Origin of the sequence: Bacillus mycoides (assembly GCF_001757995.1) — a bacterium.
In the GTDB taxonomy this organism is placed as follows: domain Bacteria; phylum Bacillota; class Bacilli; order Bacillales; family Bacillaceae_G; genus Bacillus_A; species Bacillus_A mycoides_B.
On record NZ_LXLV01000032.1, the window covers coordinates 87,229 to 104,571 of the forward strand.

Here is a 17,343-nt window from a genome sequence, read left to right on the forward strand (position 1 = left end):
ATGCCAATATCACTTTATTTCAAAAGAGTATTAGCATGGTGCAACTCATTCATTTACAACTTCTTTCTCTTTTTGTAATACAGATAACGGCTTTTTATTCTTCTTTGACATTACCTCTTTATCAGAAATACGTAAAGAAAATAGTAATGCTATAAGTAAAAATAGTGCTGATCCAATTAATGCCGCTTGATATGGTAAGAAATCTGATTGTGCGTTATTCTGTACGTTATTACTTCCAAAACCAGATAGTATACTAGCTAAAACAGCAACTCCTATGGCAGATCCTAATCGATTTTGCACATTGAATATAGTAGTTGCTCTACCCATAGAAGGTGGTGCAATATTGTTAAAAGCAGAAAATTGAACAGCACCGACAGATTGACCTAAGAAAATACCTATGCCAAACAATAGTGCCCGTATTTGCCATGGATTCGTATCATGATTTACAAAACTTAATAAAACAAATATTACCGCTGTACTTATTAATCCAATAGAGATTACCTTTCGAGCGCCTAATTTCTTATACGACCATGGTACAATCTGTGAAGAAATCATTAATCCAATCGCCTCTGGGAATGTCGTAAGACCTGATTCCAGCGCGGAAACTCCTATTACATTTTGATACATAAGTGGAAAAATAAATAACATTCCTAGTAAACCAGCTGATGAAAACAACGAAATAAGACTCATTTTTCTAAAGACCGGTTCTTTTAATAAGCGTAAATCTAACATCGGTTGCTTCACTTTCAGTTCTACAATAATAAACAATGTAATGAACACAATCCCAGCTATCCCAGTACTTATTATTTCTGGAGAAATCCAACCTTTTGATGGTCCTTGGCTAAGTGCATAGATGAGCATCGCAAAACCTGGTGCTGAAAGAACAAAACCGATAGAATCAAAACGACCAGCTGATTTTTCAATATGCTCTGCTAAAAATAGAAGTCCAAATAGCAACGCAATGATACCAAACGGTAGATTAATATAAAATGCCCAGCGCCAAGACATTTGATCTACAAAGAAACCACCAATAATTGGTCCGATCGCTGGTGCAACAGCAATTGGAAGTACAATAAATCGAGAAATTTTTGGTCTTTCCTCTGGTGAAAATGTTCGGAATAACATCGCCATCCCGACTGGTGTTAAAAGCCCGCCACCAGCACCTTGAATGATACGAAAAATATTTAATGAAGTAATATCATTCGCAATTCCACATAATGCAGATGCAATTGTAAAAACGAAAAGGGCAGTTAAAAATACTTTTTTCGTACCAAAGCGATCGCCTAACCAACCAGAAATCGGAAGAAAAACAGCTAAGCTAACTAAATACCCAACATTCACTGTCCCCATTGCAGATGGGGGCACTTGTAGTTCTTTACTTATCGTTTGCAGTGCTACATTCACAATTGTTGCATCCATCGCAGCCATAAACATCGCTGTTATATAAACGATGCTTACAACTACTTTTGGATTTATTTTTACTTTCATTATTGTTTTCCTACTAATATTTTTTCGCTAATTTGATTTTTTTTCGGCTCTAAATCATTCCAGTTAACTTCAACGTATTCTAAGCAAACTTGTCTGCTAGCTTCTTCATGTACGACATTCCATCCAATTGGTACATCGAGAAAGGCAGGCCAGAGAGAATACTGGCCCTCCTCATTCATTAATACTTTATATGTGTAATTATCATTTTCAAATGGATTCGTCATACTCTATTTACCCCTTTCTTATTCTGTAAATATTTCGCTAGCACTTGTCCAATTTCTGTTAGCGGCCCTGGCTGACATAAATCTTTATGTCTACAATCAATATCATGCTGCACGATTTCCCCGTCTAAATAATTTAGCCACGTATTTGGAGAAATAGGATCAAACCAGTCTGGTATAACAGTAGATCTAAAGAATAAAATATCCCCGTTATAAACTTTCGGTACGTATTTCCCTAACAACCCTACCGAATTTACATATGTTTCTTTCAAGTTCAAAATAGTCCCTTCTTCAAGACTTGCTAATGCACTTCCATCTTTGCGAAGTATTGCAACCGCACTTTCCATAGTTAGTGGTTTACCATCCATATTATCTGGATCATATCCACCTAAAGCAAGTAATGCGATTAACGCTTCTTCTTCAGTAGGTGCTTCCGTATTCGGTAAGAAGTGACCAGGATACGAATCAAGCATAACGAGTATTTCTACTTCTTCCCCTTCATTTTGAAGTTGCGCCGCCATTGCATGAACAACATTTCCTCCAAGCGACCAACCGAGTAAACGATACGGTCCGTGAGGCTGTACTTCACGAACGTGTTTCAAATAATCCGCCGCCATCTCCTCTAAGCTTTTTGGAAGTTCTTCGTTTTCAGCGATACCACGTGCTTGTACACCATAGATTGGATAATCTGTTCCTAAAGATTTCATAAGTCCTGCATAGCACCAACTTAATCCACCCGCTGGATGTACACAAAATAGTGGTAATTGATCTCCGCTTGCTCGTAATGGAAGCAACACATCAAGTGCACTTTGACCATTCCCCATTTCAAGTCTTTCAGCAAGCCCTGCAACAGTAGGTGCTGCAAATAAAGTTCCAATATTTAGTTCAACTCCAAGTGCCTCTTTTATACGACTCATAAGTTGCACTGCAAGAAGTGAATGACCACCAAGATCAAAGAATCCGTCATCAATTCCAATTTGAGACACACTTAAAACTTCTGTAAACAAGTCACATAACATTTCTTCTTGCGGTGTTCTTGGTCCGCGGCTAGAAGATGACGCAATAAATTCTGGAGCTGGCAATGCCTTTCTATCTAATTTACCGTTTGGAGTTAAAGGTAACTCCTTTACTACTACAAAAGCGTATGGAACCATATAATCTGGCAAACTACCTCCAGCATGCTGACGCATTTCATTCGTATCAATCGTTTCATTATTTGATGCGACGATATAAGAAACTAATCGTTTATCCCCTGGTTGATCTTCCCGGACAATAACAGCTACTTGTTCAACTTTAGGATGTTTCATTATTACCGCTTCTATTTCCCCTAATTCAATTCGGAATCCACGAATTTTAATTTGATGATCTGCACGTCCTATATAATCTAACGTCCCATCTTGACGCCAGCGCGCTAGATCTCCTGTACGATACATTCTTGTACCTGGCTTACCAAATGGATCTGCGATAAAACGTTCAGCAGTTAATCCTGCTCTTCCTAAATATCCACGAGCCAGTCCTGCACCTGCAACATACATTTCTCCAACTACTCCAGGTGGCATCGGTTGTAAATAGTTATCTAATACGTATACTTTAAGATCCGGTATACTGCACCCGATTAAACTATTTGCTCGTAAAGAGACGATGCTCTCATCTAATTCAATATAACTAACATGTACCGTCGTCTCCGTTATACCGTACATATTAATAAGCTTCGGTGAGTTATGAGGATGACGACTATACCAATCTTCTAATCGACTTAGTTCAAGTGCTTCTCCTCCAAAAACAACATATCGTAAAGATAATTTTTGACCAATCTCTTCATTTTCACGATCGGCTTGCATCAATTGATAGAACGCTGATGGAGTTTGGTTTAAAACAGTCACCTTTTCCTTAACAAGAAGCTGTAAAAATTCTTTTGGCGAGCGACTTACAGTATGTGGTACTACAACTAGACGCCCTCCATATAATAAAGGTCCCCAAATTTCCCAAACCGAGAAATCAAAAGCGTATGAATGGAACATCGTCCACACATCGTCTGCGTCAAATTGGAACCAATGATCAGTTGCTCCTAAAAGTCTTACTACATTTTGATGGGGTATCATAACGCCTTTCGGTCTACCTGTTGAGCCTGACGTATAAATAACGTAAGCAATATGTGAAGGAGATAACGGCTTAATGCGCTCCATTTCATCAATATTGTCTTCACTATATTTCTCAATTTCTTCTATTACGTTCACATCATCAACTAAAATCTTTAGTGCTCCATCACATTCAATTTCCACATCTGAATTTGTTAAAACACATGATGGTTTCGCATCGTGTAGCATAAATGAAATACGATCTGACGGATAATCCGGATCTAACGGAAGGTATCCCGCACCAGCTTTCAGAACAGCTAGTAAGCTCACAACCATATTTAAAGATCTCGGCATCGCTAAAGCAACGAGTTGATCAGGACCGACTCCTTTTGCTATTAACAAACGAGCTATTTTATTCGCTTTTCTATTTAGCTCTTCATAAGTTAGCTTTTCATCTTCAAAGACGACAGCAATAGAATTTGGATTTACATGAGCCTGCTTTTCAAATAATTGTGGCAATGTCATTTCAGGTACAATTTGAAAACCACCATTCCACTTTTCTAAAACTGTATTTCGCTCTGCTAAAGTTAATATTTCTAATCTACCAATTGATTGATCAGGATGTTTCGCTGCATCATCTAATAACAGAATGAATCGTTCTATTAGTTTTTGAACCGTTTCACGTTTATATAAATCGGTACTAAACTCTAGCAATCCGTGTAAGCCGTTTGAAGTACCATCAACTCCGTTACTCTCGCTAATTTCAAATGTTAAATCAAATTTTGCAGAACCAACACTTTGAATTTCAAGGCTCGCTTCTAAATCCGGGACATCAAACGTCGCTTCAGGCGTATTTTGGAAAGCTAACATAACTTGAAACAGCGGATGACTATTTCGGGTACGTACTGGGTTTAACACTTCAACGAGTCGTTCAAATGGAACATCTTGATTTTCATAAGCTGCCAGATTTACCTGTTTCACTCTATTTAATAGCTCTTTAAAACTTGGATCTCCTGATGTATTTGTACGTAACACTAATGTATTTACAAATAAACCAACTATATTTGATAGCGCATCGTCATTTCTTCCGGCAATTGGACTACCCATTGGTATATCAGTACCAGCACCTAATCTCGTAAATAAAGCGCTTAGTCCTGCTTGCAACACCATAAACAAACTAACTCCATTTTTACGAGCGAGCTCTACTAACCTACTATGCATACCTTCATCTATATGAAAATGAATTGTTTCCCCACGATAACTCGTTTCAATTGGACGCTGAAAATCTGTAGGTAACTCCATTTGATCTGGCAAACCTTTTAGCTCTTCTTTCCAAAAATCTAATTGTGTTGAAATAAGACTTTCTGGTGTATTTTCATCACCTAGTAGTTGCTGTTGCCATAGTGAATAATCTGCGTATTGAACTGGAAGGGCTTCTAGTTGAACACTATCACCTTGACATCGTGCTTTATAAGCTACTGTAAAGTCTCTCGTTAATGGTTGTAATGACCATCCATCTCCTACAATATGATGTAAAAGAATTAGTAATACATGTTCGTTGTCACTCACTTTAAAAAGTTGTAAACGAACTGCTGGTTCGATATCAAGATTAAAACTATATCTTACAGCTTCAGACAGTGCACTTTCTAATTCATCCTTACATGTTTTTGTTATGATCATTTTTAGATTCAATTTATCCATTTCTAGAATTCTTTGATATGAACTACCAAGTGAATTCGGGAAAATCGTTCTAAGTGTTTCATGTTTTTCAACAACATCATAAAAGGCACCTTGCAGTGCTTCCTCGTTCAATTCTCCTGACATACGAATGACTAACGGAATATTATAAGTAGGACTTGGACCCTCTAAACAATTTAAGAACCATAACCTGCGCTGTGCAAATGAAAGTGGAACTTCATTTGGTCTATCAGTTTTCTTAATAGCTGGTCTTGCGCTTTTTGCACGATCCAATTGTTTCGCTAATTCAGCAACAGTTGGCGATTCAAATAGCTTCCCTATTCCTAATTCCACACTTAAAGTTTCACGAATTCTTACCATTAGACGAGATGCAAGAAGCGAATGACCACCCATTTCAAAGAAATTATCATCAATGCTAATTCGCGATACACCAAGTACTTCTGCAAATAAATCACATAGTATTTCTTCTTTCGGATTTCTAGCAACTCTCTCATTGTCCATTCCATTAAAATCAGGAGCAGGTAATTTCTTTCTATCAACCTTACCATTTGGCGTTAATGGTAATTCTTCTAACAAAACAAATGCCGATGGTACCATATAATTCGCTAAACTTTCTGAAACATAAGAACGAATTTCCGAAAGATTAATTGGTTCCTTCTCTTCGGCAACGATATACGCAATGATTCGTTTATCATTTGGGCGATCTTCTCGTACCATTACTACCGCTTGTTGAATATTTTCATGTCGTTGTAATACCGTTTCAATTTCAGCTAATTCAATTCGGAAACCGCGAATTTTAATTTGATGATCCGCGCGACTAACGTACTCTAAAACACCATCGTTACGCCATTTCACAAGATCACCTGTGCGGTACATACGCTCCCCTGGTTTTCCATAAGGATTTGCAACAAACCGTTCAGCTGTTAACTCTGGTTTTCCTAAATATCCATTCGCAAGTCCTTCCCCTGCAATATATAATTCACCAATTACTCCAGGTGGAACTGGTTGTAACCCGGCATCCAATACATACACTTCTGTATTCCAAATCGGCTTTCCAATAGGAGGTATACCAATTTCATTTTCATCAATGTTCATGACAGTAGACCAAATTGTCGTTTCAGTTGGTCCATATAAGTTTGTTATAGAGCAACCTAATTCTTTTAATTCATTTGCTAAATGGGCCGGAAGCGCTTCACCACCAACGAGCACATTTAGCCCTTGTAGCCTCTCTGGATATTCAGTTATTAACGCCTGCCATAACGTCGGTGTAGCTTGCATAATTGTCACTCTTTCTTCTTGTAACAATGCAGTTAACGCAGAAGGCTCTTGAATTACCTCTTTTTGAGCAATTGTTATACTTGCACCACTAATAAGAGGTAAATAAATTTCTAAAGCAGAAATATCAAACGCAAATGTTGTAACTGCTAATAAATGATCGTTTTCATGTAATGAAAACATATCGTCCATGGCCAATAAAAAGTTACTTAAAGCTTTCATAGGAACAATTACACCTTTTGGATTTCCGGTTGAGCCTGAAGTATAAATTGTATAAGCTGGGTTTAAAAGTGACTCATCATTTTTTAATGGTATATTCATAGGAGAATATGTTTTTAACGCTATTTTCATTTCTTCACTATCTAATTCGATTTTTTTCATATCATTTTCTATTACTAAAGTAGATGAAACAGATGAATGTGTGATGATACAAACTGGTTTTGCATCATTTACTATATAATTTATTCGCTCAGCTGGATATTCTGGATCTATTGGTAAATACGCTGCACCAGCCTTTAAAACTGCTAGCATACTAACTACCATTTCTATTGATCTTTGAAATACTAAGGCTACAAACTGATTTGCTTGTACTCCTTCTTCTACTAAATAGTTTGCTAATTCATTCGCTCGTTCATTTAGCTCTTTATACGTAAGTTTTATCCCGTTACAAGTAACTGCTATTTTATTTGGATTTTTTTGTACTTGTTTTTCAAATAATATAGGTAGATTAATTAGCTCTTCAGCTTTTTTAGTTTCATTCCATTCCAATAAAACTTTATGATTTTCTTCAGGAAGAGTAATGTTTATTTTTCCAATCGGCTCGTCTTTGTAATAATTATTTATCACTAATTCTAATAGATTCATAAATCTTTCTTTATGCAATGCTAGTTCCGTACCATTATATACTTCCGGATTCGCATCAAAATGAATCATTAACTCATTTTCATCGAAGCGTTTATATACATTTATCGATAAATCATCGACAGGTCCTGCTGATAAATTATGTGTAATACCACGATTTCCAGCAAAGTTAAGCCCATAATCAAAAGGCATAACATTCACTAACGGCCCAAATAATCTTTGATTTTCACCTAGTAACTTCAAGTCTCTTCTTAATTCCTCATGACGATATTTATGATGACGACGTACGTCTCGAATTTCTTTAGAAACTTGCTGTATTAATTCTGCAAAAGTTATATTTGGAGCTACAGTGAGACGCAGTGGAACTAAATTCATTACCATGCTTGGTGTATGAATGGATACAGAGCCTAGACGCCCCATCATTGGCAAACCTAAAACAATATCATTTGCACCTGTTAACTTATGCATATAAATACTTGTTACAGCTACAACAAATTCGGGCCAACTCGTTAACGAAATATTGATATCTTCTAGTAAAGTTTTCGTACTAGAATTTGATAAATAAGCAGTTTCTCGTGAAAATCCATTTGATGTTCTCGGCGCTCGTTCTGCCAAACTTACAACTTCCGGTTCATCTGCAAACTTCTCTAACCAAAAAGTACGATCTTCCTGAAATTGTTTAGATTCACGATACTCATTATCTTCTTGTACAATTTTTGCAAGAGAGCCAAATGGCTTTTCATTCTTGTTTGTTTCTTCTATAAGTGATGTATACTCATTCGCTACCTTTTGGCTAAGAAGTGAAAATCCATAACCATCCATCACAATGTGATGGATGCGCTGATACCAAAAGAAACGATTATGTTCAACTTGAATAAGTACTTCAGTAAATAATTTATCCTCTTTTAAATCCACAGGCATAGATAAATCATTTTTCATCCATACTTTAGCAGCTTCTTCAGGATTTTTTTCTTTACGAACGTCAATAAAATGCATATGAAACTTTGACGATTCCTCAATAACTTGCCATGGGCCAATTTCATCCTCTTCGAAACGAACATGAAGTGCTTCTGCTTCTGTTACCACTTTACGTACAGCTAATTCGAAAATTTCTTGATTAATTGTTCCGTTTATTTCTACATATTCCCCAGTATTATAAATCGGACTAAGCGGATCTAATTGTTGCGCAAACCACATACCAGACTGCGCAGATGATAACGAATGACGAATCTTTTGACTGTTAGGCATTCTTTACTACCCCTTTATTATGTAGTCTATTTGTTACAGCACTTGTGCTGCTTGTGAAGATAGTAAACGGTACCAATCATCAACAGTTGGACGTTCTGCTAAATCTGCAAAAGTGATTTCTTTCCCTTCGCGACGCCATTTCTCTACTAAACTCATAATTCTGACCGAATCAAGTCCTCTATTTAATAAGTCTTCAGCAACTTCAATACTCTCTACTGGCTCACGGAGTAATTGTGCAACTAGTTCATGCACTTCCTGTAAAGTGATCCCTTCACCGTCATTACCTTTTAAATTTTGTAAATCTTTTAACAGTAAGTTGGTTGATGTCGTTACTGCACATCTATTAGATGCATACTGCAATGCTTGTTTATGATGCTCTAGTGAAAAATCAGCAACTGCATCTGCTACAAAAAATGGCTCTATACCATCCATAAATGCTTCACAAGCTGTTAAAAGGCAGCCAATATGCGCATAAATACCGCAAATAATAAGTTGATCTCTTCCCTGTTCATTTAAAATTTCTAATAGATTTGTCTTTTTAAATGCACTATATCTCCATTTTGTCAGGAATATATCATCTTCAGGAGTAAGTTCATCGACAATTTTCTTTTTATCTGGTCCAGCAGGAATACCGTCACCCCAAAAGTCTTGTAATAACCCTCGTTGTTCTAACGTTTGTCCACCAGGTTGTGCTGTATAAACAACTGGTATACCAAGTTCCTTGCATCTTTCTCTTATCACCTTAATATTTGAAATTAGTTCTACTTTTGGCGATTCTTTATCGCTATATGCATCAAGAAAATATTCTTGCATGTCGTGGATTAGAAGAACTGCACGTTTCGGATCCGGTGTCCAATTCACTTTATTTTTTGGTAGTTCTGATTCAACTGGCATTTTATATACTGAAATAGATGGGATAGCCATCTAATCACTTCCTTCCGATTTTTATTATTGTTTTACTGTAATAAGTTTTTCAGCAATGACTTTACGTAATTCTTTTTTGCTTACTTTTCCAACACCTGTTTGTGGGAATGATTCAATAAATTCAATTCGGTCTGGAATCTTATAGGCTGCTATACCACGTTCTCTTAAGAACATTTTTAATTCGTTTGCAGTTAGGGCTTGTCCACGAGCGATAACAAAAGCGCAAGTACGTTCTCCTAAATAATCGTCAGGCATAGATACAATTGCTACATCATGTACTGCATCATGTGCTAATAGATGATTTTCAACTTCTTCTGCAGCAACCTTCTCACCACCACGGTTAATTTGATCTTTATCTCTTCCTTCTACAATGATGTAACCTTGTTCATTTACTTTTACAAGATCACCTGTACGATAAAATCCATCTTCTGTAAATGACCTTACATTATGCTCTTCCGCTTTATAATAGCCACGAATTGTATATGGCCCTCGTGTTAATAAACTACCTACTTCACCAGGCTTTACATCATTATCATTTTCATCAACAACTCGAATTTCATCAAATGTAGACATCGGTCTACCTTGTGTATGAATAATGATTTCTTCTGGATCATCTAGTCTTGTGTAATTTACTAATCCTTCCGCCATACCAAATACTTGTTGTAACGTACATCCAATTGTAGGACGTATTCGTTTTGCAACTTCAGCGCTAAATTTCGCTCCACCTACTTGAAGTACTTGTAGGCTCGATAAATCGTTGGTACGCGAATCAACTGCATCAAGCCAAATCATTGCTAATGGTGGAACGAGCGCTGTAATCGTCACTTTTTCTTTTTCTATAAGAGCAAATGCCTCATCTGGACTCCCTCCAGTTGCCAACACTACTTTTCCACCCGCATAAAAAGTTCCAAATGTCCCTGGAGAACTCATCGGGTAATTGTGTGCTACTGGAAGAACTGCCATATAGACACTTTCTGCATTTAAATTACAAATCTCAGCGCTAACACGTAAACTATAAATATAGTCATCATGTGTTCTAGGAATTAATTTAGAAAGTCCTGTTGTCCCTCCTGATAATTGGAGAAACGCAACATCACTTGGAGAAACTTCTGGTAATGGAACCGGATCCATATAAAGATTATTTATATTCACAAATTCTTCTTCTTCCCCCACTACGATTACATGTTGTAAAGTTGGAACTTTCTCTTTCACTTCTCTTGCTAATTTTCGATAATCAAATCCAAATGCCTTGTCTGAAATAACATAAGCGCTCGCCTCACCAAACTCGCAAAAATAACTAATTTCACTGCTTCGATGTGAAGGTAGTGCAAAAACAGGAAGCGCTCCAATTCGAAATAGCGCAAAACATATTTCGAAAAACTCTATAATGTTAGGTAATTGGATTACAACTCGATCCTCTTGCTTTATTCCTAAATTCAGTAAACCTGCAGCTAAGCGATCCACCTTTTTATCAAGTTCACTATACGTTATATGTGTATTACTACTTACAATCGCAATTTCATCTCCATGCCTTTCAGCGCGTTCTCTTAACATCGCACCAAATGTCTCTCCATGCCAACAACCTTCTTCTCGATAACGGTCTACTAATTCTTTTGGCCATTCCGTATAACCTGCTAACATTCTTTCTTCCCCCCTACTTTTCATTCAATGAATTATCACTTAACCCTAAAGCTTTTAACATTGTTTGAAATTTAGCTGATGTTTCCGCTAACTCTTCTTCTGGTTTTGATTCAGCAACAACTCCAGCTCCTGCAAATAATCGAAGTGTATTCTCTTGCACTTCAGCACATCGAATTGTAACAATCCATTCGCCATCTCCATTTAGATCGCTCCACCCTAACATTCCTGTAAAGAATTCACGGTCAAATGGCTCAATTTGTTGAATAGCCTCTCTCGCTTCTTCCGTTGGAGTTCCGCAAACTGCTGGCGTAGGATGAAGAGCAATTGCTAATTCTAAAGAAGAAGTATTTGGATCCTTAAGTTCACCTTTCACTTCTGTAGACAAATGCCACATTGCTTCACTATGAATAACTGATGGTTTTTCCGGAACATGTAATGTATGACAATACGGAAGAAGTGCAGCGGCAACCGCTTCAACTACTACCGCATGTTCATGTAAATCTTTTGGAGAAGAAAGTAATTCTTCTGCTCTTCTTTTATCTTCTACTGGATCATCACTACGTGGTCTTGAACCAGCTAACGGATTAGAAATTACTTGCATACCATGACGTGAAACAAGTAATTCAGGGCTTGCTCCAATTAACGTCTTACTGTTCTCGTTTTCATCTTTCGGTAAATTAACAGCAAATGTATAACCGTGCTTATTATGCTCTGCTAATTCACGAAGTAGTTTTTGTTTATCAATTATCTCGGAAGACTTAACATCCAACGATCTAGATAGAACGATTTTCTTAAAATCTCCGTCCTGAATTTTTTCAATCCCTTGCTTCACACCATCCATATAAACTTCAGGAGCTGGAACCGGTGTCATTTCAAATGTCAGTTTCTCATTTCGTTTTATCTCATTTGTTGACTCTAACTGTAAACGCTCAGAAGTCCTGCTATATTCTGGTACGATAAGTTGAACTTCTTTTCTACGATCAAATGGCAAAGCTCCTACAACGATAGGATCTGGATTTCCATCCTGTTTGGCAGTACTTAATACCGCCTTTACAAGCTCTGGAAAGCTTTCAATTTCACTATGTTTTACTGTAGTAAACTCTCCTTCTGCCAATATCGTTCTATTTGGCGAAGCGAAAAAGAATGAAGATTCAGTCTTATAATCTTCTAAAAGTTTTTCTGACAGTTCCTTTACGGCTGTAAGTTCATTCATAGTATAATAACCTCCTGATTTTTTTATTAAGCTCCTAATGTAGCTCCGCCATCTACACATAAATTGTGCATTGTAATATGACTCGCTTTATCTGAAGCTAAAAACAATACTGCTTCAGCAATTTCTGAAGGTTGTGCAATTTTTTGTAAAGGAATTCCGAGTCTATATGTATTTTGAGAACCAGCAATTATATTTTCAGCTCCATTCTCATCAGCCCATAGTAATCTTTGCATTTCAGTTTCAGTAGAACCTGGAGAAACTAAGTTACAACGAATATTGTATGCTGCGAGTTCTAATCCTAAACATTTCATAAACATTGTCGTTGCAGCTTTTGATGCAGCATACGCAGCCATCTCCATTCTCGGAGTATTTGCCGCATTTGAGCCAACTGTAACAATTGCCCCAGACTTTCTTAACATCATGCGTTTACTTACTGCTCGGGACATATAGAAAACGCCAGTAGAATTTACAGAGAATGTTTTATTCCAATCCTCATCACTTAAAGAGTGAATCAGTCCCATACGTAATACCCCTGCAACATTTATTAATATATCTATAGGACCTAGGTCATTTTCAATATGATTGACTAGCTCTTCAACAGCAACGCTATCACTCACATCTAAATGAAATATCTTAATACACGGTTCATTTATTTCATGATCATGTAAAAGCATATTAAGTCCTTCTTCATTTTGATCAACTGCAATAACTGTTGCTCCTCTTTCTATAAACATTTTAGCTACAACCATTCCTATACCTTGAGCAGCACCTGTTACTACAACGGTCTTCCCATCAAATTCCCTGTATTCCATTGTCTCTACCCTTTCTTTACAAAAATAAAGTTAACCAAATTAAACAGAGTTGATAAAATAATTAATAATGATTTTCATTATCGATTATTTTCAGTAAAAAAATAATACACTTACTAAACTAATTGGTCAAGTATGTTTTTTATTACATAATCATAGAAAAGAAAACAAATTAACCAATTGATAATGATTTTCATTTTCTTTATCTACACCAAAATGATAATGTTTCTCAATATACTTGTCAATCTTTTTTTATTTTTCAGATAAAGTATTTTTATGTTTCTATATAAAATTGCATATATAAGCATTAAAAAGTGCTTAAGTTAAAAATTAAATCCATAATTCCTTCTCATCATTTTGAAATTTAAAAAGAAAAACTGCAGATTTCTTCATCTTCAGTTTTTCTTTTCTCAATATTTTTCTGAAAATATCTCATTTTACATCTTGCATTTCTCAATGAATGTCATGTATATAATCTAATATTTAGTAAGAGTTTCATATATTATGCATCACTTAATAATATTCCAGTATAATCCAACGAGATGTTTTACTCGCTTTTTTCATCAGGGAAATTCCGAAAATAATAAAGACTGGGTAGAGAAAATCAATTAAAATATAGTTCATAAAGAAAACAGGAAAGTGGTTTGGCATCCACTTCCCTTTCGTAATTTTATAATAAACCGTAAAAAAGCACCCTGTTTAACAGGGTACTTTTTAGTTATAGTAGTGTAATAGAAGATATAAATACTCACGCTACACTGCGATACTCTTCTTCTTTTTCTTTTTTCTGATTAGGTGCTTGAATTAAAATTGCGATAATAAATGACACGACACATAATACGCCGATCACCATGAAAGTTGGTTTGAACCCACCTAAAATTGCACCGATAAAGGATCCTGCAAGCGCTCCAAATCCAAATCCTTGATACACAATTCCGTAGTTTTTACTATGATTTTTCATACCGAAGAAATCACCAACAATAGCTGGGAAAATAGTGATATTTCCACCAAAGCAAAACGCTACACTTGCTACACAGACGAAGTAGATACCATAATTTAAATCTACGAAACTTAGAACCAAGACTGAAGTCGCCATAGCAACAAAAGTACCAGTAACGATTTTTAAACGGCCGATTTTATCTGATAACGGTCCCAGAATGATACGACCCAATGTATTGAAGATTGCAACCATAGCCACCGCATTAGCTGCTGTTGCTGCGCTAAGCCCTACAAGTTGAACACCGATGTCTTTTACCATGCCAATTAAGTATAAGCCACTCATACATGATGTAAATAACATAATAAATAATAAGTATACTTGTTTTGTGCCCAGCATTTCTTTTGTTGTATATTCCTTAGTTTTTGTTTCCTGAACTGCACATTGATCAGCGGCTTGGTGGATTAAACAAGCGCCAATCACAATCATAGCTGTAACAATTAAGCCCCAGTATATAAACGCTTGCGATACACCAACTGAATCAATTAACTTTGCGTTAATGTATTTAAATATGAGGCTACCCGTACCATATGCAGAGACAGATATACCAGCGATTAAACCTTTACGCTTTGGAAACCACTTTATTAAATTGGATAGTGAAGTGATATATGCTGTTCCATCTGCGTAACCTACAACAACTCCCGCTAGTACATAAAGCATTAGTAATGAGGAAGCTTGTGAACTAAGTATTAATCCCATTCCTAATGCTAGTCCAGCTACCATAATGAGTTTACGAAGTCCCCATTTTTCTTGTAATTTACTCGCAAACAAAGTTGAAAACGCTAAAGACAGGCTAGTAATGGAGAATGTTATAGCAACAGCGTTTAGACTCCAACCGTATTTACTCACTAAAGGCTGATTGAATAAGCTCCATGTATATATCGTTCCAAGCCCCATTTGTACTATGACTGTGCCGAGGACAACAAGCCATGGGTTAACAGATGATTTTTTCATACCATTTCTCCTCCTCTTTCTATTTCAATGCTATTCGCTAAATATGCTTTTTTTATTTTCATTTTCGCCACCTCATTCGATTTAACAACTTCATTGTATAGGATATCCCTGTCCATGTAAGCACTTACAAGACGGAGCGTCAAAAATATGGAATCAGTTACAGAAAACGAAGGATGAAATACAAAAAACTACTTGTTAAATACGTCGCAACTTTTTGTATTGTTTTGCATAAGTACGACTTACAGGTACTTTTGAATCTTCTTTCATAAAAAGTTATGCGTAAAGTTACGCCATGGCTGGACTTCAGAATTTTGATTACCGTATACAAACAAAAAAGTACCCTAATAATAGGGTACTAAAATATATAACCTCTTTTAGAAACTACAGGCTATTTAAACAAACACAAAAAAACATTACATTAAAAATGTAATAAAACCTTCCCTTTTATATGTCTAAAAGTCTTCTTACTTTATGGGGTCAATTTATAAGGCTGACTTTCTTTGTACGTTTACAATTGTTTCTTCAAATGTAACAATTCGCTCTACAAATTCCATAATAACGAATGCGTTTTTAATACGTCTTGTTAAAACTTCTTTTAACTCTACACACTTGTTAAAAAAACTGATCCATATACTCCGAGAAACAATACTGCTAATCCTAAAAACACTTAAAATACCTACATTTAATTTAGACGTATACACCCTCTTTTTGTTGAATAATTTTTCTAGCTTCATAACTTAAATAAAAATACTGGATAGCTTTCTTTTCATTTGCAACATCAAAATATTGAATCGCTAACCGCTCCGCATATTTTTTTACTTCTATCCATAAATTTTGTTCTTTAAAATATTGAATTGCTTCTTCGATAATCACTTCTAACTCTTCAATCGGCATTTCTTCATTTAATGCTTTTAAAATATTGAAATGATACTCATATTCTCTGTTACATATTTTTAATCCCTTTTCAATATATCGACTCGCTTCTTTGAATTTTTTTAGTTTTGAATATTCACTCGCTAATAAAAATATTGTTTTATAATCTTTCTCAATTTCTTCAAAAGAATTAATTAATTGTTGGATAGCTAATTCTGAAAATTTTTGCTCTGCATATAATAAACATAAATTGCATCTAACTTTTATTATTAGTTGTTCTTCTTTTAGATTTGTAAATGTATTCATCGCCGACACTAAATATTCTTCTGCAAGCTCATATTGTCCTAGTGCTATACAACACACCCCTAAAGTATTTTTACAAGCCGCAGTTTTAACTTCATACCCTAAACTCTTACCAAAAAAATTTTGTGCTTTCAAAGCATAAGAAATCGCTAAAGTCGGTTGTGATATACAATAATGAAATAACGATACTCGATAATTAAATTCCGCTTTCTCCGCTTCATCTGGTATTGAAGCCAGCAAACTCTCTGCGAGTTTATAGTGCTTTTTTGCGTTACAATAATTCCCTAGCTCCATTGCGTAAATAAATTCAAAAAAATAAAAATAATACTGTAAAAACGTATCCGTTCTTTCTGAAATCGAATTTATATTAGTTTTCCTACTATCAACTTCCCCAATCAACATTTTGTATCGAAAGCTAAGTAAAGAATAATAAATTAAGATTTCTTGATCTTCTTCTATATTATAAATTTTACTATCTATTTCTTTTTTTAACTCACCAGCTTTAATTACATGTTGCACCCGTATCTCTTGATACCAATCATTTAATAGTCTTATAATCTGGCTTTTCATTACAATGCTTGTACTCAAATATCCCACCCTCTCTTTGTTCTACATATTAATACAATTATTAACAGAGAATAAAGTGTATTTCCACTTTCACTTTTTTTATTTTTCTAGCAAAATATTTGGAATTAAAGGAATGGATTTTTACAATTCTCTACACATAAATAGAAAATATACAATTTATTAACATAATGAC

The 17,343-nt window shown here is 35.6% G+C and carries 10 protein-coding genes and 1 pseudogene; all 11 read right to left on the reverse strand.

From position 1 onward, the window contains the following. Nucleotides 1-45 precede the first annotated feature (45 nt). The gene (locus tag BWGOE10_RS12830) at nt 46-1,488 is read right to left on the reverse strand and encodes an MDR family MFS transporter (RefSeq protein ID WP_070142555.1); all 1,443 of its coding nucleotides are present in this window, start codon (nt 1,486-1,488) and stop codon (nt 46-48) included. Continuing rightward, entirely contained in the window at nt 1,488-1,712 is a 225-nt protein-coding gene (locus BWGOE10_RS12835; RefSeq protein WP_000184075.1) for an MbtH family protein, read from the reverse strand. Before BWGOE10_RS12835 ends, BWGOE10_RS12830 begins: the two co-directional genes overlap by 1 nt. Next, nucleotides 1,709-8,869 carry an amino acid adenylation domain-containing protein gene (locus BWGOE10_RS12840; RefSeq protein ID WP_070142553.1) on the reverse strand — a complete coding sequence of 2,387 codons (7,161 nt, stop codon included), beginning with the start codon at nt 8,867-8,869 and terminating at the stop codon, nt 1,709-1,711. Before BWGOE10_RS12840 ends, BWGOE10_RS12835 begins: the two co-directional genes overlap by 4 nt. Nucleotides 8,870-8,902: 33 nt before the next feature. Next, nucleotides 8,903-9,793, reverse strand: a complete 891-nt coding sequence (locus BWGOE10_RS12845) for an isochorismatase family protein (protein ID WP_070142551.1) — start codon at nt 9,791-9,793, stop codon at nt 8,903-8,905. Nucleotides 9,794-9,817: 24 nt separating this feature from the next. Next, nucleotides 9,818-11,434 (reverse strand): (2,3-dihydroxybenzoyl)adenylate synthase, encoded by a 1,617-nt coding sequence (locus BWGOE10_RS12850; protein ID WP_070142549.1) that lies wholly within the window; start codon nt 11,432-11,434, stop codon nt 9,818-9,820. Nucleotides 11,435-11,447: 13 nt separating this feature from the next. Further along, nucleotides 11,448-12,647 carry an isochorismate synthase DhbC gene (dhbC, locus tag BWGOE10_RS12855; protein WP_070142547.1) on the reverse strand — a complete coding sequence of 400 codons (1,200 nt, stop codon included), beginning with the start codon at nt 12,645-12,647 and terminating at the stop codon, nt 11,448-11,450. 26 nt (nt 12,648-12,673) lie between these two features. Then, entirely contained in the window at nt 12,674-13,459 is a 786-nt protein-coding gene (gene dhbA, locus BWGOE10_RS12860; RefSeq protein ID WP_070142545.1) for a 2,3-dihydro-2,3-dihydroxybenzoate dehydrogenase, read from the reverse strand. Between the two features lie 745 nt (nt 13,460-14,204). Further along, nucleotides 14,205-15,407 carry an OFA family MFS transporter gene (locus BWGOE10_RS12865; RefSeq protein ID WP_070142543.1) on the reverse strand — a complete coding sequence of 401 codons (1,203 nt, stop codon included), beginning with the start codon at nt 15,405-15,407 and terminating at the stop codon, nt 14,205-14,207. A 195-nt stretch (nt 15,408-15,602) separates the two neighbouring features. Beyond that, nucleotides 15,603-15,724 (reverse strand): annotated as a pseudogene (locus BWGOE10_RS33410) (DNA-binding response regulator); the annotation flags it as partial. A gap of 165 nt (nt 15,725-15,889) precedes the next feature. Next, nucleotides 15,890-16,108: a hypothetical protein gene (locus BWGOE10_RS12870; protein WP_070142541.1), complete on the reverse strand. Its 219-nt coding sequence runs from the start codon at nt 16,106-16,108 to the stop codon at nt 15,890-15,892. After that, nucleotides 16,095-17,171 (reverse strand): RapH N-terminal domain-containing protein, encoded by a 1,077-nt coding sequence (locus BWGOE10_RS12875; protein WP_070142539.1) that lies wholly within the window; start codon nt 17,169-17,171, stop codon nt 16,095-16,097. The genes BWGOE10_RS12870 and BWGOE10_RS12875 overlap by 14 nt, the downstream gene beginning before the upstream one ends. Nucleotides 17,172-17,343: the final 172 nt, after the last annotated feature.

Bases quoted from the DNA above. Each gene is read 5' to 3' on its own strand.
- BWGOE10_RS12835 (WP_000184075.1), bottom strand. From the start codon at position 1,712: ATGACGAATCCATTTGAAAATGATAATTACACATATAAAGTATTAATG.
- BWGOE10_RS12830 (WP_070142555.1), bottom strand. From the start codon at position 1,488: ATGAAAGTAAAAATAAATCCAAAAGTAGTTGTAAGCATCGTTTATATA.
- BWGOE10_RS12840 (WP_070142553.1), bottom strand. From the start codon at position 8,869: ATGCCTAACAGTCAAAAGATTCGTCATTCGTTATCATCTGCGCAGTCT.
- BWGOE10_RS12865 (WP_070142543.1), bottom strand. From the start codon at position 15,407: ATGAAAAAATCATCTGTTAACCCATGGCTTGTTGTCCTCGGCACAGTC.
- dhbA (WP_070142545.1), bottom strand. From the start codon at position 13,459: ATGGAATACAGGGAATTTGATGGGAAGACCGTTGTAGTAACAGGTGCT.
- BWGOE10_RS12845 (WP_070142551.1), bottom strand. From the start codon at position 9,793: ATGGCTATCCCATCTATTTCAGTATATAAAATGCCAGTTGAATCAGAA.
- dhbC (WP_070142547.1), bottom strand. From the start codon at position 12,647: ATGAATGAACTTACAGCCGTAAAGGAACTGTCAGAAAAACTTTTAGAA.
- BWGOE10_RS12850 (WP_070142549.1), bottom strand. From the start codon at position 11,434: ATGTTAGCAGGTTATACGGAATGGCCAAAAGAATTAGTAGACCGTTAT.